Here is a 20,876-nt window from a genome sequence, read left to right as displayed (position 1 = left end):
CGCAGGAAATCCTGCGCTTTTTTTTTGTATTATGGCCTTTAAAATATATTAAACGATGAACGATACAGACAGCTTAATATTTGACATGGATGGGACTTTATGGGATGCTGTTGATTCTTATGTTCAGTCTTGGAATGAAGGTGCAAAAATTGAGAATATTGATCGGGTGTTTACCCGCGCCGATCTTGATCATGTGATGGGCTGGGAGCGGGGCAAGGTTCTTCCTTATATGTTTCCAGATAAGAGTGTAGAAGAACAGGAACGGATTTACCAGACAATAAACGAATGCCGGGCGAAAATAATACCCCGGTCAGGCGGGGTGTTGTATGAGGGAGTTCGCGAAGGTATTATAGAACTGGCCACGAAATATAAACTCTTCATCGTAAGTAATTGTCCTAAGGGTTTGATTACCGAATTCATGATATGGGCGGGACTTCAGGGTTATTTTGTTGATGAGATGGCACATGGGGTTAATTCCATGCCAAAAAGCCATAATATTAAGCTGCTGATGGACAAGCATTCTTTACTTAATCCGGTATACATCGGTGATACTCATGGAGATAGCAGGGACAGTAGAACAGCAAAAGTCCCTTTTGTTTTAGTGACTTATGGATTCGGAGACACTGATGATTTTGACCAGAAATTTGACAACTTTAGAAGTCTGACTAATTATTTCATGGATTTGTAATGTCTTTGTAATAATTAAACTAATATATAATCTACAGATGCAGCAATAGGGTATAGTTCTTGTATAAAAGACCGGAAACATCATCAGGTTTTTGTGGTTATAAGGACATATACGTAATTTTACAAAAACTAAAAAAACTATTTACATGAAGCCTGAGACAAACTTTTGGAAGCGTATTGGAATTCAGGATTGGTTTTTAAGCGATACAGGGGTATCTGCTTCGACACCCAAGTCCCTTACGCCTGATGAAGTTTATAAATACATTATTGAAAAGTTTAAAGACTCAATATCCGCCTTATCATTTGCTGATAGAGTTGTTTTCTACCATGAGTATATCATCTGTTTTAATCCAGAGGACTATAAGGAATTTATGGAGAATAAAGGTGGCATTTTTGGATTAATTGTACAGGAGGCTGTTAAGAAGTTTTATGAAATTCTCACCCAATCCCGCACTGAACTGAGAGTTGTAGAACCTTCAAGTAATAAATGGGTATTCCGGTTTGTTTCCCACCCGGATTATGAAAAGGGAGACAAAGGGTTTATTGGTAGATTGTTGCCGGGTACTACGCAAAAAGAAGAAAACCTTAAAGTTACGTTTATCCCAAGGCAGACGGGATTAGCACAAACTTTTGACATAAACCAGGAAAATCTTAAAGGCTTCACTTTTTACAGCGAAGGATATTATGAGGTACCCTATGTGAATGACCTCAATCCAACTGAAACCAATGTGAAGAATGTTGAAAACCTGTCATTTGCGCGTTTCGAGACCATACTTCCCGATAAAGCCTACTCAGGCCATAAGGTTGAATATTTTATGACCGATGAGGAGATTGTTGTATCCGGGGCAGAAGAAACACGTGATAAAAGCAATATTTTCAAAATCCCTTCAGAGTGGGTTGATACGCCTCATTTAACAATTAAGCATAACAAGTCTGACTCTAAGTTTTATCTGGCCTCCTTTGGCGAGAAAACTATGGTAAACGAGAAGCTAATTGATAAATGCGATATTAATTCTCCGGTATGGACTGAATTGCCATTAAATTCAAAGTTGATATTAAATGGAATAATTGGAGTAAATATTTTTAAGGCCTAGAATATGTCTAATCTACTATCTTTTGTACTTCTCGCTGTTTGTATTTTTCTTCTATTTGCTCACTTTACAGATATAAAAAACACCTATAAAAAGAATGGCTGATAACTATTTTGGACTCACGGACATAGGAATGGTTCGTGGAAATAATGAGGATACATTTATCCTGCAGCCTGCAAAAGGAGGGGAATATATTATTGCCTGCGCTATTGACGGCGTTGGGGGATATTCAGGTGGTGAGGTTGCAGCTGCTCTGGCGAAAGACAGCATTATTGAATATTTGCAGAATCTTCGTTCAGACGTGTCAGTAATGATGACGGAAGCATTGATCACCGCCAATGAAAAAATATGCTATCAAAAAATTGAGGTAAAAGAGCATGATAGCATGGCCTGCGTTCTAACTATGGCTGTCGTGAATGTAAAAAACAATGAATTCCATTATATTCATGTTGGGGACACAAGGCTTTATCTTTTAAGAGACGGCTCTTTGGTGAAGCTTACAAAAGATCAGTCCTTTGTAGGATTTTTGGAAGACAGCGGCCGGCTGACTGAAGATGAAGCTATGCGCCACCCTAAAAGGAATGAAATTAATAAAGCACTTGGATTTAACAGGGAACTGGAGAAGGATGTCAATTATTTTGAATCGGGCACTTCGCCTTTCCTTCCGGGAGATCTGATTCTTTTATGCAGCGACGGTCTAACTGATATGGTAAATAAACAGGATATAACCGATATCCTCACCAGTAATATTAGTCTTGAGGAGATGGCGGAAAAGTTAATAAGCAGTGCAAATTCAAATGGCGGGAAAGACAATATTACCGCTGTTCTGGTTAAGAACGATAAACCATTTCAAAAGCAGGAAGCTGTGAAACCATCGCCTGTCTCAAAAAAAAAAGAAATCCTGAATACTGAAGATTCTATTTCTGAAAAGACAAACACAGGCAATGTGGTTCTACAGGCTGCCGGACCGATACACCGCAGTAACCGGACAGCTGTAATGCTGCTTTCCATTCTTTCTATCGGATTATTGTTAAGCACAATTTACTTACTTTGGCTTCGTGGTCAGGAACGAGCCTCAGGGAATCAGACGGTCATTGCGGATACCACCAGTACCGTATCTGAAACCAGCTTCTCCAAATTGATCAGCACTTTTCCTGGGGATACTTTAATTCTAAGTGATTCTGTTTACATTGAGCCGATACTTTTCTCAGCCCCAATAAATATCAGCAGCGACACTCTTTATATTTTATCGAGAGGAAAAATAGTATTCAAAGGAAACTCCACTTATACAGGTCCTGCTTTCCTTATTCCTGCAACTGCAAAAAGTATTGTATTGAACGGGATGACCTTTGATGGCTTTGACATTGGTATTTCCAGCCAAAGTAAGAATGTTCGTATGGAAGGAGTGAAATTTCTTAATACCCGTGCACCGCTACAATATCAATTTACCACTCCTGCTGATAGTTTTTTCAATGGAACTGTAGCCGAGATGTTTTTCCGGAACGATTCATTATCAGTTCAAACGGGAAATTAAGATGGCTCAAATTAACTCACAAAGTAGTGGCAGAAGGTTTGAACGGCTTTTTATTGCGCTTTTGGCTTTTGTATTTGGCTTACTATTCTTTAGTTTGTTTCAAGTGCATCAACGTGATTTTGAGGATGTTCAAAAACGTATTTCTGAAGGAAGTATGGTTAATTTGAATACCGGAAAAACAGCAGAGCGCATTAACGACTTAATGTTCAAAGGGTACTACTTTGAAGATAAAAAAGATATCGAACTTATTCGCTCAGTTGTAGAGAAAGGTAACCTGAAGGATAATTCAGTTATTGATAATATTGGCGAACTCAACAAAAGAAAGTTTTTTGTAAACGCAGAGCAAGCTTATTCTGAAGGAGGAGTAGCTTTTAAGATGAGGGCTAAATCCTCACGCGCACTTCTTGGTTTCACTGGCGACGACTCCCTTCGTTATAAGCAGGAAAAATTAAGCCCTCCCAATATTCCTACAGTTACCGACGTAAGATCAGGTAAAAATGGAGTTTCGGGAAAAATTTCTGATATAGAGAAGTTGCCCGTAAGCGGGGTGCTGGTACGCTTGATAATGATACTTCCGCAGGATAGTGTTTACAGTGACGAAGTTCAGGAAATTGAGCGGCGATTTACCGAAACAGGTACTGGTTACACTAAAACATTACTTACAGACAGCCTAAAAGGACGTCAGCTGGAATCATTAATTGCATATGCCCGGACAGATGGGCAGGGGAAATATGAGTTCACCGGATTGCCCGATAGTAAAGCATATCAGATTCTCCCGCTTCAGCCAGGCTTCCAATTTGGAACTTCGAAAGGAGTACAGGAGTTAGATAATGATGTGTCACTTAATTTTACTCAAAATATTCATACCATAAGATTGCTTTCGACGCGGGATTTCAACATCCTTAAAAAAGAAAAAACCCTGATTGTACGCACCCCGGAAGAATTCACCAATTGGTTCTGGATAATTATCGGTGCTTATCTGGGATCGTTTCTACTTGTCCATCTGCTGCTTACAGCAAGGTTCCCAGAATCAGATCAATTAATTCTTCCTGTAGTAATGTTTTTTGGGGGTATATCGCTATTAACCCTGCTTAGTCTACAGGATCCATTAAGGGATCGTTTCTTCGCAAAAGACACTTTGTTTTATTTGATGGCCGGATTAGCTGGTCTTAGTATAATACTCTTTATTAACCTTAAAAAGCTTAACCCTGATTCAACTTTCTACCGGATGTTTTTGTTTAAAAACAATCGGAAAGCTGCAAATGGCTGGCCCTGGATAGCTCTGGCAATAAGCCTGCTTATTATGACTATAGTTTTCGGTACTGGACCTGAGGGCAGTGGAGTGAAGGTTAATCTGTTTGGTGTTCAGCCAAGCGAGATTGTTAAATTCGGGATAATATTCTTCCTGGCGGGCTTTTTCGCAACAAACGAAAAGTTTATTTCCGAATATCGCACCTATAGAAAGCGATGGTCATTTTTTTCCTTTGCTTTGATAGCAATTCTGATCTCAATATTTCTTTTTCTAATCTTGGGGGATCTTGGGCCTGCGATGGTAATCTGCTTTACTTTCATAATTCTTTTCTCCTTTTCCAGAGGCGATTTTATGTTTATGATCGCTGCCGTAGTATTATACGTTTTATCTATCTGGTTTTCAGATAGTTTGTGGCTTGGAACGATCATAACGACTGCCCTTCTCTCACTAGCTATGGTTTTTAAACGCAAGCAAATAAGTGAATCAGCGTTGATGGCTCTGGTAGTTATATCTGGTTTTTTGCTTATTGATCAGATTCCCCAATTGGATAAACTATTCCCCGGCCCTGTTCAAAGGTTAGTTGAACGCAAATCAATATGGCGTGATGCATGGAACAATGAAGTATATGGAGGCGACCATGTAGCCAATGGAATATGGGCGATGTCTGGAGGGGGAATAAGCGGACAAGGTATTGGTGAAGGATTTGCCAAAAATATTCCTGAGGCGCACACAGATATGATCCTCCCGGCAATCGGTGAAGAATTTGGTCTGGCGGGTATTGCCTGTATCTTTATCCTGTTTTTGATATATCTTCATCGGTCAATCCTGATTGGGCGGCAAACTGGAACGCCTTTTCTTTTCTATTTATGTGCCGGAATTGGCATAAGCACCTTTGTGCAATTTTTGTTAATTGCTGGCGGATCTACAGGTGCCTTGCCTTTGTCGGGAGTATCTCTTCCTCTGGTGAGTTATGGAGGCTCATCGTTATTGGCGAATATTTTTGCGGCAGGCTTTCTTTTATCGGCTTCCAGGGTCAAAGGAACGGAAGTACAGATGGCCTTTATAAGCAAACAGCAAGATCGGAATCTTGTGCCTGCACTTGCGGCTGCTTTCATCGGAGTTTTATTACTGACCATAAACGTTGGATCATACATCATAAATAACAAATCGTGGGTCGTGCAGCCAGCGCTGGTAGCCGATCGTAGTGGCGTAAGGATGTTTAGCTATAACCCAAGGATCAATATATTGATGAACAAGCTTCAGGCGGGGTCGATTTACGATCGCAGAGGCCGTATTCTTGCGACCAGTAATCCAGGTTTAATCAAATCGCAAAAAGGTCTTTTGTCACAATCAGGGGCAGGTACTTATGATTTGGATTCAGCCATGCATAAGCGTTTAGACCGCTATTATCCATACGAAGAGCAGATGTTCTTCTGGACGGGTGACGCCAATACCGGTATTTTTAACGGGAGCACAAATGGATATTTTGCTGAATATGAACATTCCGCTGAGCTTCGCGGATTTCACACTCCGATTACCAAATTTAATACTATTGCGACAAGATTTCGGGAAGACCGTTTTCTGGCGCGTGGCGTAAAGGAAATGACGGTAAGTAAGAAGGACTACCGAGAACTGTCGCCTTTGTTGCTGGCCGGGATAAATAGCAAAGAGGTAGATGAGTTCAAGAAAAGAAACCGGGATGTGACTCTATCACTTGACGCTGCCTTACAGACTAATATCCAAAGATCGATTGCAACTGACGATTCACTTAAAGACAACAGGGTTTCAGTTGTTATTATGGAAGACGCTACCGGCGATGTTCTTACATCAGCGGTCTATCCGCTTCCGGTTATTAAAGACTGGGATATGATGACTATGAACCAGGTTGAGCAGAATAAACTATCGAATTGGGTAACTACAGCTGACCTTGGTTTTACTTACGCAACCCAGCCCGGATCAACCGCCAAAGTACTTACAGCAATGGCTTCTTTCAATAAATTAGGTTTGGCTGCGGTTGAAAAGAAGTACCGGGTGAGTGGCTTTGAGCGTATCCGCACTAAAGGGCTTGAGCCGGATGAGACAGGTTTAATAGGACTCGAACGTGCTCTTGTTAAATCAAATAACGTTTATTTCATCAAACTCGCGAACGAAGAAAAGCTTCAGGAACCAATGGCTGAACTGTATTTGAAAACAGGAATGTTTTTAAGAGGTGTAGGGGGTTATTTTTACTCAAAGGAAGGGAATAACACGGATCAGGAAAATAGATGGAAGGACATGTGGCGAAAGACTGAATTTGATACGAGGCCGAAATATAATCCGGCTAATATAAGAAGAACTCGTGCAAAAGGGATATCGGGTATGTCGTGGGGACAGGGCGAATTAATTGCAACTCCGGCGGCTGTTGCACGACTTGCATCATCAGTATCAAATCACGGAAGCCTTACCGATCATCGTTACGTTTTAAAGATTAGTGAAACTGAGATGCCTGTAAAATATGCTTTGCCGCTCACTAACCCACAGAATGCCGCTTTGCTGAAACAATTCATGATCAAACAAAGCGAAACAAAAACTCAAACTCTTGGAATCGCTGTAGGAGGTAAAACGGGGACGCCAGAGCGCATTTGGAAAGGTAAAAGAATAAATGACGGGTGGTATGTATTCTTTGCCCCAAAAGCCTCAGGGCGTGGCAATATTGTGGTTTGCATTAGAGTGGAATCAACAAAGGGTTCAAGTGATGCTGTGAAACTGGCAGGTCAGCATGTTATTCCGCAACTGTTGAAAGCCAAATATATAAAAGGTATCAGTAATACTGTGCAGAATCCTGCTAGACAGGCGCAATCCTCCCGGCCATTAAATGGGCGGCAACGAAACGATGTACCTGATAATGTCGTGCAATTCTGAGATCTAAACCATCGGATCTAAGATTGGACTATTTTTTGAAGTAGATATAAAAATTACAAATAAGATGTTTGAATTATTCAAAGGCGATAAGGAAGATCAAATGGATGTGAAGGCTTCCCGGGACGCTGCCCTTAGGTTCATAAAAGAGGAGCTTCAAAAATTAGAAGGGGGAGAAGGAAAGAATATTAGGGGACTTCAGTTATTTGTGTCCTCCTCAGGCGAAGAACGCCATGTCTACGAAGCCGCCTTATATGTTCAGGAACCACAAAAACTTAAAGACGAGGTTCAAAAAATTTCTGATGACTTTGACATAGAATTGCCAGCCAACTGGAACATGGAAGTGGAGTTCGCGGATGTTTTGCCACCCCAGGTTAAAAAAGCGCCTGACCTTGACCTTGGACTTTTTGTTAAAACACGTCAGAATCTGATTCAAAAAGATTTAAAGGCCTCTATTCGTGTTTTGAACGGGGAAGCTGAAAAGGAAGAGTATATTATAAATTCAGGCATTGAAAAAATTACCATCGGACGGGAGAGAACTGTGCAGGGATCGGATGGTTTTTTTCGTATCAATACCATAGCATTTCCCGCCGATAGTGCAAACGAAGCAAATAAATACATAAGCAGGCAGCATGCTCACATTGCATGGAATTCTGAAAACGGTTATTTCATGATATTTGCTGATGAAGGGGGAGTGCCGCCTCATAATAAAATTAAGATCAAGTCTTTAAATGATGAATCCCCTGTTAAATTAAATTCTACCCAAATCGGTCATGTTTTGCGCGAAGGTGATCAGATAATACTTGGTGAATCGGCTGTTATTGAATTTAGATTTTCAGTTAAGGAATCTAATTTATAATGGGAAAAGTATTCACCATAACAGAAGGATTAGAGAACATGGGTGCCATACGCACCGGTGGCCAGGGTTCTGTGTATAAGGGGCGCCGCCAGGGTGAAATTATTAGCGCCGTAAAGCTACTTCCGACCCCCATACATACAGAAGATGAGCAGGATAAGAATTATAGGGACTTTTATAATGAAGTTGAAAAATTAAAAAAGGTCAATGAAGTCCCGAATCCAAACGTAGTAAAAATTCTAAGTTCAGGCCTTACTGAAAGCGGATCATTTCCGTTTATCGAAATGGAATTTATAGAAGGGCCCGATCTGGAGGAATTGCTGCAAGCTCCCAATGATCCGGTGTTCAGTATTCAGGAACTGATTAAGGTTGCAAGCCACCTTAGTAACGCACTGGCTCACTGTCATAATGTTGGAGTAAAACATGGGGACATTAAAAGCAATAATGTAAAATTTAACTACTATACAGGCAACTATATTCTTTTGGATTTCGGCCTGGCAATTATGTCTGATGAGCAGCGACGTACAAGTTTACGTCATGCAGGTGCGGTCGAATTTATGGCACCAGAACAAAACGAAGGCCAGATGCTCTTTGAAAGTGACGTATATAGCTTTGGAGTAATCCTTTACGAGCTCGTTGCGGGTGTTGTTCCATTCCCTCTTAACGATAGGGGTGAGACTGCGAGAAACAAAGTCATGCTATCGCATATGGAGGCCGTGCCACCGGATGTGATGGAGATTAGAAAGCAGAATTTGCCGAAGAGCTGGTCTGCCGAACGACGTGAGATTGAAATGCGAGTGCCAGCTTGGCTACTCGATATTATTTCAAAATGCCTCAAGAAAGATGCTTCTCTGAGATTCAAAAATGGTGTTGAACTGCATAAAAGTATAGTTCATAATTTCACAACCGAGGTTGGCGGCTCTGAAGCAATTGCAAGACGGAATAATGAGCTTGAAAAAGAAAATAGAAATTTAAGAGAGAAGGTTCTTTTACTTGAAAATCGTTCTGTAGTCGAGGACAACCAATCGCCACGGTATTATGCAGACCCTGATAAAATAAGCATTTCGAAGCCATTGTATTATGTGATAATGCTTTGTCTTTTTGGGCTTCTCGGTTTTGCAGCGTATTCAGTATATAATAATAATCCGGCCACTCAGAACTCACAGGTTTTCAATTCAGTTGATTCTTCTGCAGTTGATTCTTCGGGTATAACAGATGAAACTCAGCCGAGAGTGAAAGATAATTACGATAAGGAAATTCGGGCGATGATCGATTCGGTTCAAAGGGCTGATAGTAATGCTGACACGTTAGGCGCTAATCAGGAACCTCAAAATAATGAAGAACAACAGAACCCCCAAACTGATGAGCCTAATCCTCGTTTGGACGAAGAAGCCGATAATCAGAATAAGAGGTCAAAAAAATATACTCTTTCGGCGACCCGCGCATACTTTTATGATGAATCAAATGAAAACTCACGAAGGAATAATTTTCTGGCTAAATGGAATAGTCCTGAACTCACTGCTCTGGACGATAAAAACGGGTTCATTTATGTTGAGTTTTTCACCATCAACGGTGAAATTACAAAAGGTTGGCTTCGCAAACGTGATTTAAGAAAAATTGGAGAATAAAATGAAAAGACTAAAAACTTACATCTTAGCTCCACTTATCGGCGCAATCGCAATTATCAGTTCATGTTCCAAAACCAGTGCTCCGGGGGCAACTATCCTAAAGGCCGTAACTACTGTACCAGTAAATAAAGAATGGAGTTTTGAGGCCACTCCAATGTGGTCTGATGAGTTCGACTACGCAGGCTTGCCTAATTCGGCGAAATGGAATTATGATATTGGTGGCAGTGGCTGGGGTAACAATGAGCTTCAGTATTATACCGATAATATCAAGAACGTTGAAGTTGGGAATGGTGTTTTGACGATCACGGCCCGAAAAGAAATGATGGGTGCGAAGAATTATACATCAACCAGGCTTATTTCTAAGAACAAAGGCGACTTCTTATACGGAAGAATAGAAGTTAAGGCTAAGCTACCTTCCGGAAAGGGAACGTGGCCGGCCATTTGGATGCTGCCTACCGATTGGGCTTACGGTGGCTGGCCTAAATCGGGGGAGATTGATATTATGGAACATGTAGGCTATGATCAGGATAAAGTTCACATCAGTGTTCACACCGAAGCATATAACCACTCAATTAAAACCCAAAAATCAGGAGCAAGGATGGTATACGGTTCGAGCACGGATTTTCATACATATCGCGTTGACTGGACTCCTAAATCAATTATTGGTTTCATAGACGGCGAGCAACTTTTTCAATTTCTTAATGAAGACAGAGGCTCAGCAGTATGGCCTTTTGATAAGCGCTTTCATCTATTAATCAATGTCGCATTTGGCGGTAATTGGGGAGCGGCGCAGGGAATCGATCCATCCGTATTACCACAAAAACTTGAAGTAGACTATGTCAGGGTGTATAAATTGAAAGAATAGTAATCGGTTTATGCTTGTATGAGATTGTTCCTGAATGCCAGTGCGATAGTTCTTTTAGTGCTAACATCGTGTTCAAACACTATAAAACCCGAGGAATTATATGGGCGTTGGAATTACATTAAAGTCGACAATTCAAATCTACAGGATACTCTTCCAGATGGCGAATTAGAACTTCAGTCACCCGCAATAATATTTAGCAATAATCGGGACCTAATAATTGAATGGGGTGGTAAAAACCTATCATCAGGTAAATTCAGAATGGAAGGGAAAATAATCAGGTATACTGAAGATCTTCCAAGGGGTCAGAAGAGAGAGTTTCCTTTTCTGATTAAAAGTCTTAATAGCAAGGAACTGGTATTCCAAACTATGGAGGAGAGTCCTACTACTGTTACGGCAAGAATAAAACGGTAATCACTTTGCTTGCCGCTAGGCAGGTAATCACTTCTACACTGCCGAAAGGGTACGCTGACCTCCGACCTCCGACATCAGTACTATTTCTTCTTCCCGCCTTTTAAAACCGGTACTTCTTTCCCCTTAGTCTGCTGCTGCTGCCTCATATAGTCTTCCATTCTTTGCTGAAACCCAGACTTTTTCTTTTCGCTTGCGGGTTTCTTTTTGTTTTCCTGTATTCGTGCATGAATCTTATCATCGTTGACAAACATCCGGATAATATACTGCTGGGCGAATGTTAGCATGTTGGCAAGGAAGTAGTAATAGTTCAGCCCTGATGGATAGCTGTTAAGTACTCCAAAGAATATGATAGGAGTGATGTAACCAATATATTTCATTTGCCCGGTTGCACCTGAGACCTGATTATTAAAATAAGTGTAAATCAGAGTAGAGATGGTCATAAGGATACACATCAAACTGATGTGATCTCCAAGGAATGGTACTGCAAATCCAAGCTTGAAAAAGGCATCAAATGTTGACAAATCTTCCATCCACAAGAAACTCCGTCCACGAAGCTCAAACAAATTAGGAAAAAAGAAAAAGAACGCCATGATAATCGGCAGTTGAAGGAGCATCGGCAAACATCCTCCCAATGGATTAACTCCAGCTTTTTTATACAACTTTAAATACTCTTGTTGTAAGAGAGTAGGATTGTCATCACCAACCTTGCCTTTAATTTCATCCATTTCCGGCTTAAGTACTCTCATCTTTGCCATCGACAAATATGACTTGTAAGTAAGCGGCAGTAAAACTGTCTTAAGTAGGATAGTCAAAACGAGGATAATTAGTCCATAACCCCATCCAAAACCTTCAAGGAAGTTAAATACGGGTAATACAATCCATCTATTGATATATAATAAGGGCCAGTAACCGAGGTCTATTTGTTTTTCTATATCGAAGCCCTGCTTTTCCAGAATATTAAGCTGATTGGGGCCGAAATAAAATTCCATCGGGAAATTTGTGACATCCTGCCTCCCAAAGGGAAGCTGCATATTAGCTGAAAAGCTCTTAACCGTATTTGAATCCGGACTTGTGTTTACTTCCAGCAAACCCTTTTCAAAACCATCTTTCGCAATAAGTACGTTCGAAAAAAAATGCTGTTTAAACGAAAACCATTTGATCTTTCCTTCTGATAGGTCTTTCTTCTCAGATTCTGTCAGACTTAGATAATCGACACTTTCATCTCCCTGTTTATAGTATGCTGAGGAATAGCGTTGCTCACTTGGGAGATCTTTCTCCTTCTGCTTTAACACTGTTTCCCAGTTTAATATTAGCTGCTGTTGAGTAGGAGCAACAACGTCCTGCATGCCTTTTGTAGCAATTGTCAACCCTACGTTATAGCTGTCGCCCTTAAGCGAATAGATATAATCAATATATTTACCTTCTGAGTGGATAAGGCGCATTGTCAAGGAAGCGGAATCAGCTTTTGCGACCGACAATGAACTCCCGGATGGGGTAAAATAGAGGTCATTCGTACTGATGTTCTTTCCTGCGGCGCCAAATATAAGCCCAAACCTATTGCCTTCCCCACTGAACATGATGAGCGGTTTTTTTGAATAAGTCTGGAAGCCTTTTAATTGTACAGATGAAATGCGGCCTCCTTTAGGGCTGATCTCAATTTTAAGTTTCTCGTTTTCAAGTGTAAGGGGAGCCGAAGATCCTGAACTTGCAGCTCCGAACGGGCCAGCTAATATTAGTGTTGAATCTATTTTGGGGGCGACAACTGCAGAGTTTACCGTATCAGCGGCTGGTAGCTTAGCAGGTTGTTTTATGCGGGCAAGTGAATCCTGTGTGTTTCTCGCTTTCTCCCGTTTGATATCTTCATCAGAAGGCTGCATCAACCAGGTGGAGCCTACTAAAATGATAAGTATTAAAAAAAGGCCTGTAAATGTATTTCTATCCATTCTTTTCTAAAAGTCTGTTTACTTCTTTTTTGAGTGTGTTAAAGAAGCGGCGACAAAGTTAACAAAAAGTGGATGAGGATTATCAACTGTTGATTTTAATTCCGGGTGAAACTGTCCTCCTATGAAAAAAGGATGATTTTTTAATTCTACGATCTCGACCAGATTATTCTCCGGGTTTATTCCCGAAGGGATCATGCCCGCTTTTTCATATTGGTCTAAATACTTATTGTTAAATTCATAACGATGGCGATGCCTTTCCGAAATGTGCGATCTACCATAGATCGCAGCTGCTTTACTTCCCTTTCTGAGGTCGCAGGCATAAGCTCCGAGACGCATAGTCCCGCCTTTGTTTTTAATCTTCTTTTGTTCCTCCATCATAGAAATGACGGGATTTAAAGCATTTTCATCCATCTCTGAGCTTTGTGCATCCTTCAGCATGAGCACATTTCGTCCAAATTCAACTACTGCGCATTGCATTCCGAGGCAAATTCCAAAAAACGGTATGTCGTTTTCACGCACATATTTTATAGCTATGATCTTGCCTTCAATACCGCGGCTCCCAAAACCAGGCGCCACCAAAACCCCATCGAGCCCTCTCAATTTTTCAGCAACGTTACCTTCGGTGATGCTTTCAGAATGTATACACTTCACTTTTACTTTGCACTCGTTTTTTGCACCAGCATGAATAAAAGATTCTGTTATGGACTTATAAGCATCAGGAAGTTCGACATATTTTCCGATCAAACCTATGACTACTTCTGAAGTAGGGTTTTTTAGGTGTCCCAGAAAATCTTTCCAGCTTTCGAGATCCGGATCGTTTTTTAGAGGTAATTTTAGTTTGCCCAAAACAATGCGATCTAATTGTTCTTTTAACATGAGCAGGGGAACGTCGTAAATAGTTGACGCATCAATTGATTCTATAACAGCATTGATATTTACGTTGCAGAACAGGGCTATTTTTTTACGAAGTTCTTGTGGAATATGGTGTTCTGTGCGACAAACCAGAATGTCGGGTTGAATACCATATTCAAGAAGCATTTTTACAGAGTGTTGTGTGGGCTTCGTCTTTAATTCGCCCGCGGCTGCCAAAAAGGGTACAAGGGTTAAGTGTATTACCAAGGAATTGCTGGATCCCAACTCCCACCTTAATTGTCGTACAGCTTCAATAAACGGAAGGGATTCAATATCGCCAACCGTTCCGCCAAGTTCCGTAATTATAATATCAAAATCTCCGTTTTCACCAAGGATCTGCATATTGCGTTTGATCTCATCAGTAATATGCGGAACCACTTGAACGGTTTTCCCTAAATAGGCTCCTTCGCGTTCTTTATTTATTACATTTTGATAGATACGCCCGGTTGTAATATTATTTGCCTGGGATGTTGGCACATTCAGAAATCGCTCGTAGTGGCCGAGATCAAGATCGGTTTCAGCTCCGTCTTCTGTTACATAACATTCGCCATGCTCATACGGATTTAATGTTCCCGGATCAATATTGATATAGGGATCAAATTTTTGAATAGTAACACGGTAACCCCTTGACTGAAGTAATTTTGCAAGAGAAGCGGAAATAATACCTTTTCCTAACGACGAAGTAACGCCGCCCGTAACAAAAATGTATTTAGTCATGATATCTAAAGGATTTGCAAGAATGCGTTATTGCTTAAGTAGCCACAGAGGCCTTTTTCTTAGAATAAAAACATCGTTTTATACGGGATTCAAAAGTATGAAAATAATTGATACAAAGGGGATTTGTTGAGAAAAAATGGAGGTGTTGAAAAAGTTGAGAGTTGACCGTTGACGGCAGCAAAGCTTCTGGTCGACCCAGCTAACTTTCATTGTCTTTTGTCCAATGTCAACTATCAACTCTTTTACCTAACTTTGTAATTATTAATAATTAATTTTTATTCGTTTGACTTTCAGTGATTTCAATTTTGACCCTCAATTATTTGAAGGTCTCCAAAGCATGGGTTACGTAAAACCCACTCCAATCCAACAACAAGCTATTCCCTTAATTTTAGAACATAAAGATCTGATTGCTTGTGCCCAGACCGGAACTGGTAAGACTGCTTCCTATTTATTACCCGTACTTCAGCATATCAGTATCACGGATAAGAAACATACAAAAGCACTAATTTTGGCTCCGACGCGTGAATTAGCCCAGCAAATTGACCAGCAGGTTGAAGGCCTGGCTTACTTTGCGGGAATCAGTTCTATAGCAGTATACGGAGGCGGCGATGGAATGATATATGAGCAGCAGCGCCGTGCAATGCTTGATGGAGTCGACATTATTATTGCTACGCCGGGCCGCTTGATTGCCCAGCTCGCTTCTGGCGCTATCAAACTGGATCATCTGCAATATCTGGTTTTAGATGAAGCCGACAGGATGCTGGATATGGGATTCTATGACGATATCCTCCGCATAATCAGCAGTCTTCCGAAAGAACGCCAGACCCTACTTTTCTCGGCAACTATGCCACCAAAGATCAGGACATTGGCTAATACTATCCTCAAAAGCCCGGAACACATCAATATCGCATTGTCACAGCCAGCCGAGGGTATTTCCCAGCAGGTTTATATGGTACATGATCCTCAGAAGGTTAAACTTATCACAACACTCCTTAAAGACTCAGATTATAAAAGTGTTCTTATTTTTTGTTCAAGAAAGGAAACCGTTAAGGACCTGAACCGGACATTGAGAAGAGAAGGTATTAAAGTTGAGGCATTTCACTCTGATCTCGAGCAGGAACAGCGGGAAACCATTCTCAGAGCCTTTAAAAGCCGGCAGTTACCTGTAATTATTGGGACTGACGTACTGAGTCGCGGTATTGATGTTACAGGTATTAGTCTGGTAATTAATTTCGATGTGCCACCCGATCCTGAAGACTATATCCATCGTATCGGTCGGACTGCACGGGCGGAAACAAAGGGTACTGCCATAACTTTCGTGAATGAAAGGGACCAGCGTAAATTTTCTTATATTGAGGCATTAATCGCTAAAGAGATCCCCCGCATGACTTTGCCGGAAGATATAGGTGAGGGCCCAGCCTATAATCCGACTATGAGGAGGTCATCAGGCCCTAGAACAAATAATAAAAACGGCCGGAGTAAAAAGACCTGGCCTAAAAAACAGGCCTGATAAGAATTATGGGATACAATCTACCAGATTAGCCCATCTGGAGATAAATTCTATTATATCGATTTTATTGTAAATTTAGAAGGACAAACAGCCTCTGTCATTTTGGACTCCAATTATTAAAAACAAAGCGATTGAAAATGTTATTTAAAAGCTATTAATAATTACTATGATAATTCTTCAGAATGAATTTTTAAACGTACAGATAAGCCCATTGGGTGCACAGCTTACGTCGCTGTTCAATAAACTCAACCAAACCGAACACCTTTGGCAGGCAGATCCTTCAATTTGGGGATTTCATGCTCCAAATTTGTTTCCGGTAGTAGGCGAATGTTTTAATCGTGAAATCCAGGTTAATGGCCAGCCTTATCCAATGGAAAGGCACGGGTTTGCACGCACATCCGAGTTTGCGATTCATGACTGTTCGGAGGTACATGCAAAATTCTCCTTAAGCCATTCTGATATTACATCAAAATCTTATCCTTTTAAATTTTCGTTTCAGGTGCTTTTCGACCTTTTCGATGCAGAACTAAGGATAAGCTACAAAGTGATTAATCAGGATGAAAATGCGATATATTTTTCAGTTGGGGCACATCCAGCTTTTAACATTCCATTTTTTAAAGGTGAAAGCTATAACGATTATTATATCGAATTTGAGCAGGAGGAGGAGCTAGTTCAGCATTTATTATCTGAGGAAGGATTTTTTAACGGCCTGACTGAACCAGTTATTCAGAGTAGCAAAAAAATTGATTTGGACAAACGACTTTTTGATAGTGGAGCATTGGTCTTCAAAAAGCTTTCATCCAGAGAGGTACTTATCAAAAATCACAAAACCCCTAATTTCATATCAGTATCTTTCCCCCACTTCGAATCGCTTGGGATATGGGCAGCACCTGGTGCAGATTTCGTATGCATTGAACCCTGGCTAGGGTATGCCGACAGTGTTGGCGGTACAGGAGAGTTTTGCAACAAGGAAGGTATAAGGACGCTCGAACAGGGACACGTATTCGAAATTGACTATACCATTGGGATTACCTGATTTTAACAATTCTGGCAAGGTATTGATCCATATCATCTTCAAATACTAATTCACAAAATAATTCGTGCTTTCTAGATATGGTTTTAAGACGGTCAAAATCAATGTATAGCCACTTGAACCAGTTCCCTTTAAGTGATTCATATTCATATTGATATGAAATCTGTCCATAGTAATTCTCAACTGGTAAATCCTCATTAGAATAGAGGTAAGAAATATCAGACGAGTCGAGAAGGATCTGACCGTCCTTTTTAAGTAAGGTCTTCAGGTGTGGCAATAAAGTATTCAAGCCATTCATATCCCCGCAAAGGCCAATACCATTCATCAGGAGCAGCAGTGTATCATATTGCTTCTGCGCGGTGAATATATCTCCGTGAATTACTTTTTTAACACCCCTGCTTTTCATGATCTCACAGGCAGCGGACGAAATTTCCAGCGCCGTAATGTCCTGGGCATATCCCTGCAATATGAGGGAATGAGCACCAACTCCAGCACCTATATCGAGTATCGATCGCTTGCTCAAGCTTAATGCAAATTCCTCCAGTTCGGATATTTCATCCTCGGATCGAAAAAATACTTCGACCGGCATCTCTTCCGGCTTTCCGTAATTATTATGAAGCCATAACTTTCCAGATTCCCCAAACTGGTGGAAATCCTGTAATGCTTTTCCAAATACGTCCGAATTCGACGCTGTTATTAACGGAAGAGAATTTTTCCGGACCGATTTCACTTTTTAATTTAAATCTTAGTCAAAAATACGTTTTTAGTTTATCTTAACCCTCTTGCGAAGGCTGAAATTATAACACTTTATACTAAAAATATTAGTATATTGCATCCCGTTAATTTATCGTCCTACTTTAATTAATTTACAAAATATGTCGACTGAAGTTAAATGCCCTGCCTGTAGTCATTCGTTTCCTCTGGAAGAGGCCATCGGCAAAGAGTATGAACAGGAGCTAAGGGATAAAATGATAGCGTGGCAGAAAAAAAAGGATGAGGAATTCCAAAGGAAAGAGGAAGAATTAAAGGGACAGCAAAAAGAGCTTGCATTGAAGTATGAGCGGCAATTAGTAGCAGAACGAAAAAATTTGGAAGAAGGGGTAAGAAAGAGTATTGCTGCGGATTTTGAAAATCAATTAGCGCTACTGGAAAATTGCAATAAGGAAAACGAAGAAAAATTGAAGTTAGCACGTGAAAAAGAGCTTGGGTTTTTACAGAAGGAACAGGAACTAAAAAATAAAGAAGTAGAAATAGAACTCAGTTTTCAAAGAAAACTTCAGGATGAGCGTGTGCAAATCTCCGAACAGATTAGAAAACAGGAGCTTGAGAGAAATCAGATAAAGGAAACTGAACATCAGCTAAAATTAAAAGAGTACGAGAAGCAAATTGAAGATCAAAAAAAATTAGTGGAAGAAATGCGCCGGAAGGCCGAACAGGGATCCATGCAATTACAGGGTGAAGTGCAGGAACTGATTTTGGAGGAGCTTTTGAGAAATAATTTCCCATTTGATGAGATTGGAGAAGTAGGAAAGGGAATCAGAGGTGCAGATTGTATTCAGACAGTAAGGAATAAATTTGGGCAGGATTGCGGTAGAATTATTTATGAGAGTAAGCGGACAAAGGATTTTGGTAACGACTGGATCGACAAACTTAAAAAAGATATGCGCGGTGCCGGAGTCGATGTAGCTGTTATTGTAACACAGTGTTTTCCTAAGGGAATGGATTGCTTTGGTGAAAAAGACGGCGTGTGGATATGTTCTTTTGAAGAGGTTAAAGCTGTTGCTTATGTACTACGAGATGGTATCATCAAGCTTTCCAATGCAGCCAAATCACAGGAGAACAGGGGTGATAAAATGCATATGCTGTATGACTATCTTACTGGTACAGAATTTTCGGAACAGTGGAAGGCGATTCGGGAGGGATATATGAGTATGCGGCTCTCCATTCATAAAGAAAGGGATGCCATGGAGAAAATGTGGAAAATGAGGGAAAAGCAGTTGGATAAAGTCCTTATAAATGCATCTGGTATAAAGGGTTCTATCGAAGGAATTGCCGGGGCGGACACCATTTCGCTGAGTTTGACAGATGACGAGGATGATACTTTGTTGTTGGAGTAGATTCACCTGTCTCCGCGCTCACTCCAATTCGTTACCTTCGCATATTAATTTAAGCTATAATAGTGCTATTAGACAAACTCAAACTCAGCAAGCCTTTAATACGATCAATGACAGAAGCAGGCTTTCTTGGTCCGAAGGAAATCCAATCGAAATCCATGTCACGCATTCTGGGTGGGCAGGACCTTATTGCAGTAGGACCGGAGGGTTCGGGTAAGACAACAACTTATGTTCTGGCTGTTTTAATGCGCTTGAAGTATGGCTTTGAAGAAGCGCCGAGAGCTCTGATTCTCGTTCCCGACAAGGAACGTATAATTGAATTGAACGAAAAGTTCGACCTTTTGAATCGAAATAATACTATCCGGATAGTTACTCTGCATCCGGATGGAAACGTGGAAGCGCAGATAAATGCCGTTACTGATGGTGCGGATATAGTTATCGCCACCCCAGACCGCGCGCGTGCGGTATATCTTAAATTAGGTCTGAATCTCAATAAGATTATCATGTTTATTGTTGATGATGCCGCTGAAATTATAAAAAAAGGAATGCAGCTTCCTGTTGCGGAACTTGCACGAAGTATTGTCAAATGTCAGCATCTGATTTTTACAGAAGTGATACACGATAAACTGAACTTACTGATCGATCAGTTTATGAATCAGCCAACAGTAATCGAAGTTTCTGAATTAGTCGAAAAACAGCTTGAAACGCTTGATCAGGTTCTATATCAGGTTCCGGATTACAAGACTAAACTGAATCTTTTGAATATGCTGATGGAAGATGCAGAAGTGTTCAACAAGGTAATTGTATTTGTAAATACAAGATTAACTTCCGAAAAGGTATTCAAAAGCTTATTTAAAAGATTTGACAAACAGGTTTCAGTATATAAACCTCTTTTTTTTGATCATCCCGGTTTTGATCTGATTAGTGAATTTATAAATTCTAAAGAGACAAGGATATTGGTGGTGGCGGATGATCTTAAAGAAAACTTTGATTTGAGTGGGATTCCATTCATTGTGCATCTTGAAATTCCTGCAGAAAAAGAAACCTTTATAAGCCGAATTGTAAAAGGTACTGATAATACTGAAGGTATAGCAATTAGTTTGGCAACTGATATTGAATTGGTTACAGTAAAAAAGATTGAACAGGCTATTGGTCGGATTATTCCTGTGACAGAACTTCCAGATAATCTAATCATTGAGAAAAATACCGTAAAGGGATCAAGAGTAAAACACAAGTCTACGGGTGAAGAAGAAATGGCGGGTGCCGCCTTTCATGAGAAGAAAGATAGCAATAATAAAGACTACAATTATAGCTCGCGTGAGAAGGCGAAAATGAAGTTTAAGAACCGTTGAGGGGGAGGTCTGAAGTCGTAAGGCGGAGCACTATCTATCAAAATGTGTAGCTCTTGTTTTGAAAAATGCTACA

The 20,876-nt window shown here is 40.5% G+C and carries 15 protein-coding genes; 12 read left to right on the top strand and 3 right to left on the bottom strand.

The features are described from left to right. The first annotated feature begins 55 nt into the window (after positions 1-55). From ACLL8Z_RS01535 to ACLL8Z_RS01500, 8 genes are all read left to right on the top strand, one after another. Positions 56-688: an HAD family hydrolase gene (locus tag ACLL8Z_RS01535; RefSeq protein WP_411272984.1), complete on the top strand. Its 633-nt coding sequence runs from the start codon at positions 56-58 to the stop codon at positions 686-688. Positions 689-833: 145 nt separating this feature from the next. Next, positions 834-1,781, top strand: coding sequence for a hypothetical protein (locus ACLL8Z_RS01530; RefSeq protein ID WP_411272983.1), 948 nt, complete (start codon positions 834-836; stop codon positions 1,779-1,781). A gap of 94 nt (positions 1,782-1,875) precedes the next feature. Further along, a complete protein-coding gene (locus ACLL8Z_RS01525) occupies positions 1,876-3,312 on the top strand; it encodes a PP2C family protein-serine/threonine phosphatase (RefSeq protein ID WP_411272982.1) in 1,437 nt (478 codons plus the stop codon). Between the two features lies 1 nt (position 3,313). After that, positions 3,314-7,465, top strand: a complete 4,152-nt coding sequence (locus ACLL8Z_RS01520) for an FtsW/RodA/SpoVE family cell cycle protein (protein ID WP_411272981.1) — start codon at positions 3,314-3,316, stop codon at positions 7,463-7,465. Between the two features lie 64 nt (positions 7,466-7,529). After that, positions 7,530-8,321, top strand: a complete 792-nt coding sequence (locus tag ACLL8Z_RS01515; RefSeq protein WP_411272980.1) for an FHA domain-containing protein — start codon at positions 7,530-7,532, stop codon at positions 8,319-8,321. Then, positions 8,321-9,946, top strand: coding sequence for a serine/threonine protein kinase (locus ACLL8Z_RS01510; protein ID WP_411272979.1), 1,626 nt, complete (start codon positions 8,321-8,323; stop codon positions 9,944-9,946). The genes ACLL8Z_RS01515 and ACLL8Z_RS01510 overlap by 1 nt, the downstream gene beginning before the upstream one ends. 1 nt (position 9,947) lies before the next feature. Next, the gene (locus ACLL8Z_RS01505) at positions 9,948-10,811 is read left to right on the top strand and encodes a family 16 glycosylhydrolase (protein WP_411272978.1); all 864 of its coding nucleotides are present in this window, start codon (positions 9,948-9,950) and stop codon (positions 10,809-10,811) included. A gap of 18 nt (positions 10,812-10,829) precedes the next feature. After that, positions 10,830-11,222, top strand: coding sequence for a hypothetical protein (locus ACLL8Z_RS01500; protein WP_411272977.1), 393 nt, complete (start codon positions 10,830-10,832; stop codon positions 11,220-11,222). A gap of 80 nt (positions 11,223-11,302) precedes the next feature. Here the strand turns inward: ACLL8Z_RS01500 and yidC are convergent, their stop codons facing one another. Continuing rightward, complete coding sequence (gene yidC / locus ACLL8Z_RS01495; RefSeq protein ID WP_411272976.1) at positions 11,303-13,165, bottom strand: membrane protein insertase YidC; 1,863 nt, start codon at positions 13,163-13,165, stop codon at positions 11,303-11,305. Between the two features lie 18 nt (positions 13,166-13,183). Next, the gene (locus ACLL8Z_RS01490; RefSeq protein ID WP_411272975.1) at positions 13,184-14,794 is read right to left on the bottom strand and encodes a CTP synthase; all 1,611 of its coding nucleotides are present in this window, start codon (positions 14,792-14,794) and stop codon (positions 13,184-13,186) included. Between the two features lie 283 nt (positions 14,795-15,077). Here ACLL8Z_RS01490 and ACLL8Z_RS01485 point away from each other — a divergent pair, with 283 nt between their 5' ends. After that, entirely contained in the window at positions 15,078-16,304 is a 1,227-nt protein-coding gene (locus ACLL8Z_RS01485) for a DEAD/DEAH box helicase (RefSeq protein ID WP_411272974.1), read from the top strand. A 166-nt stretch (positions 16,305-16,470) separates the two neighbouring features. Then, entirely contained in the window at positions 16,471-17,340 is an 870-nt protein-coding gene (locus ACLL8Z_RS01480) for an aldose 1-epimerase family protein (RefSeq protein ID WP_411272973.1), read from the top strand. Here the strand turns inward: ACLL8Z_RS01480 and ACLL8Z_RS01475 are convergent. Continuing rightward, complete coding sequence (locus ACLL8Z_RS01475) at positions 17,333-18,067, bottom strand: class I SAM-dependent methyltransferase (RefSeq protein ID WP_411272972.1); 735 nt, start codon at positions 18,065-18,067, stop codon at positions 17,333-17,335. The genes ACLL8Z_RS01480 and ACLL8Z_RS01475 overlap by 8 nt on opposite strands. A 145-nt stretch (positions 18,068-18,212) precedes the next feature. Here ACLL8Z_RS01475 and ACLL8Z_RS01470 point away from each other — a divergent pair, with 145 nt between their 5' ends. Together ACLL8Z_RS01470 and ACLL8Z_RS01465 are read left to right on the top strand one after the other, a co-directional pair. Then, entirely contained in the window at positions 18,213-19,454 is a 1,242-nt protein-coding gene (locus tag ACLL8Z_RS01470; protein WP_411272971.1) for a DUF2130 domain-containing protein, read from the top strand. A 107-nt stretch (positions 19,455-19,561) separates the two neighbouring features. Continuing rightward, positions 19,562-20,803, top strand: coding sequence for a DEAD/DEAH box helicase (locus ACLL8Z_RS01465; protein ID WP_411272970.1), 1,242 nt, complete (start codon positions 19,562-19,564; stop codon positions 20,801-20,803). Positions 20,804-20,876: the final 73 nt, after the last annotated feature.

Source organism: Daejeonella sp. (assembly GCF_046590655.1).
Classification (GTDB): domain Bacteria; phylum Bacteroidota; class Bacteroidia; order Sphingobacteriales; family Sphingobacteriaceae; genus Daejeonella.
The sequence above is the reverse complement of the archived record's forward strand: the minus strand, read 5'-3'. Positions and strand labels throughout refer to the sequence as shown.

Bases quoted from the DNA above. Each gene is read 5' to 3' on its own strand.
- ACLL8Z_RS01525 (WP_411272982.1), top strand. From the start codon at position 1,876: ATGGCTGATAACTATTTTGGACTCACGGACATAGGAATGGTTCGTGGA.
- ACLL8Z_RS01500 (WP_411272977.1), top strand. From the start codon at position 10,830: ATGAGATTGTTCCTGAATGCCAGTGCGATAGTTCTTTTAGTGCTAACA.
- ACLL8Z_RS01480 (WP_411272973.1), top strand. From the start codon at position 16,471: ATGATAATTCTTCAGAATGAATTTTTAAACGTACAGATAAGCCCATTG.
- ACLL8Z_RS01535 (WP_411272984.1), top strand. From the start codon at position 56: ATGAACGATACAGACAGCTTAATATTTGACATGGATGGGACTTTATGG.
- ACLL8Z_RS01520 (WP_411272981.1), top strand. From the start codon at position 3,314: ATGGCTCAAATTAACTCACAAAGTAGTGGCAGAAGGTTTGAACGGCTT.
- ACLL8Z_RS01470 (WP_411272971.1), top strand. From the start codon at position 18,213: ATGTCGACTGAAGTTAAATGCCCTGCCTGTAGTCATTCGTTTCCTCTG.
- ACLL8Z_RS01465 (WP_411272970.1), top strand. From the start codon at position 19,562: ATGACAGAAGCAGGCTTTCTTGGTCCGAAGGAAATCCAATCGAAATCC.
- ACLL8Z_RS01510 (WP_411272979.1), top strand. From the start codon at position 8,321: ATGGGAAAAGTATTCACCATAACAGAAGGATTAGAGAACATGGGTGCC.
- ACLL8Z_RS01515 (WP_411272980.1), top strand. From the start codon at position 7,530: ATGTTTGAATTATTCAAAGGCGATAAGGAAGATCAAATGGATGTGAAG.
- ACLL8Z_RS01505 (WP_411272978.1), top strand. From the start codon at position 9,948: ATGAAAAGACTAAAAACTTACATCTTAGCTCCACTTATCGGCGCAATC.
- ACLL8Z_RS01530 (WP_411272983.1), top strand. From the start codon at position 834: ATGAAGCCTGAGACAAACTTTTGGAAGCGTATTGGAATTCAGGATTGG.
- yidC (WP_411272976.1), bottom strand. From the start codon at position 13,165: ATGGATAGAAATACATTTACAGGCCTTTTTTTAATACTTATCATTTTA.
- ACLL8Z_RS01490 (WP_411272975.1), bottom strand. From the start codon at position 14,794: ATGACTAAATACATTTTTGTTACGGGCGGCGTTACTTCGTCGTTAGGA.